At 60.5% G+C, this 1569-nt stretch carries 2 protein-coding genes and 1 pseudogene; 1 reads left to right on the top strand and 2 read right to left on the bottom strand.

Features of this window, described 5'->3' with window-relative positions; all coding sequences use genetic code 11:
- A partial coding sequence (locus NKJ26_RS33315; RefSeq protein ID WP_352700088.1) for an ABC transporter transmembrane domain-containing protein occupies positions 1-829 on the bottom strand: 829 nt, incomplete at its 3' end.
- A 237-nt stretch (positions 830-1066) separates the two neighbouring features.
- Here NKJ26_RS33315 and NKJ26_RS33320 point away from each other — a divergent pair.
- Positions 1067-1366, top strand: a complete 300-nt coding sequence (locus tag NKJ26_RS33320) for a hypothetical protein (RefSeq protein WP_352700086.1) — start codon at positions 1067-1069, stop codon at positions 1364-1366.
- Here the strand turns inward: NKJ26_RS33320 and NKJ26_RS33325 are convergent.
- A pseudogene (locus tag NKJ26_RS33325) lies at positions 1331-1569 on the bottom strand (calcium-binding protein); the annotation flags it as partial. The gene NKJ26_RS33320 and the pseudogene NKJ26_RS33325 overlap by 36 nt on opposite strands.

Raw genomic sequence — 1569 nt, forward strand, 5'->3', positions numbered from 1 at the left:
ATTCAGGAACCTTTTCCAAGAGGTCCTCCAGCCGCGCCCAACCCTGGCGCGCCATGAGGAAGGATTTCCAGCTTGAAATGGCCAGATCGACCGGAGCCAGCGCACGCCCCATCATGATCGAACTGGCAATCATAACCCCGGCCGTAGCCTCCTGTCTGATGACAAGGTACGCGCCGACGGCAAGAATGGCCGATTGCAGCAGCACGCGCAGCGATTTTGAAATGGCACCCAGCCCACCTGCCACGTCCCCAGCTTTCCGGTTGGCGGCCAGACACTTGGCATTGGCCTTTTGCCATCGGGCAGCGATCCGCTTTCCAAGACCGAGAGCTTGCACGACCTCGGCATTGCAACGCGCTGCTTGCAGCAGACCATTGCGTGCCATGTTGTGGGCAACGGTATCGCTTATCGGCCGTTGCGAGAGAGTGTTGGCAAGGAGTGTCAGAGATGTGAGGCCGACCGCCCCGATAAGTGCCGTCATGCCGATCCAGAAATGAAGGAGGAAGCAAATGCCAAGATAAAGCAGCATCCATGGCAGATCGAAGAACGCTGTCGGACCGTTTCCACCCAAGAAGCCGCGAACATTGTCGAGATCGCGAAGCGGCTGCAAGCCGTCGCCCGGCATGCGCGTTGAAAGCGGAAGGCGAACGATCGCATCGTGAACGCGTCCGGAAAACTCTCCATCGAAACGCTCGCCAATCCGCAGCAGCACGCGGGCGCGCAAAATGTCGAGCAGGCATTGGAACGCATAAAGCCCCGCAGCAAGCACGACGAGCCCCACCAGCGTCGATACGCTGCCACTTGCCAGAACGCGGTCATAGACCTGAAGCATGAACAGCGGCGAGATCAGCGCAAGCACGTTGACCGCGCCGCTGATCAACACAACGCCCCAAATAGCGGAAGTCAGAGGGAAAGGTCTCAAAGCTGAATCCTTTAAGGAATGGTTACTCACGTAAGTTCCGGAGGCTGGCGACTCAGCCCCATATTGCTCCCCGACCGGCGACCGACTGCATCCGCTCGCTGGTTCAGGATCAGTGCTCCCGCCGAATATGTTTGGTCCCGGCATTTAATGGAGCGGGTCAACAACACCGTCCGGCTGAAGGTTTGGAAGGGCAACGTCATCGTGGCCGGCCGCAAGGGCCCGGACAGGCTTCCGCCTCCACACCTTCAGGAGATTTCGGTGCACGACCAGCGCGACGCGCAGGGCTTCGTCAAGCTATCCACGCTGCGACTGCTCCCGGGCGCCCCTCGGTCGCCCCGGCCCATGGCAAGTAGCGGAAACGGAAAGCGCCCGCCCAAGGGGCGGGGCGCTGTTCCGTATCGGTTTTCTGGATCAAACGAAGGTGAAGTCCGACGCGGTCAGGCCTAGGTCGGCCACGGTGACCACACCGCCCAGGTGGGCGAACTCGTGCGCGCTGCCGTCGGCGGTGACATAGGCCAGAGTTGCGACTCTGTCGGTGTAGCTGCTTTGGTAGACAATGATGTCGCCGGCGTGCTCGCCGGAGATCGCACCCGCTGCCTCATTAGCAGAGTTGAAAGATTCGCCAGTGATTACCACGACATGTTCGCCGT

Origin of the sequence: Mesorhizobium sp. M0152, from assembly GCF_040322415.1 — a bacterium.
GTDB lineage: Bacteria > Pseudomonadota > Alphaproteobacteria > Rhizobiales > Rhizobiaceae > Mesorhizobium.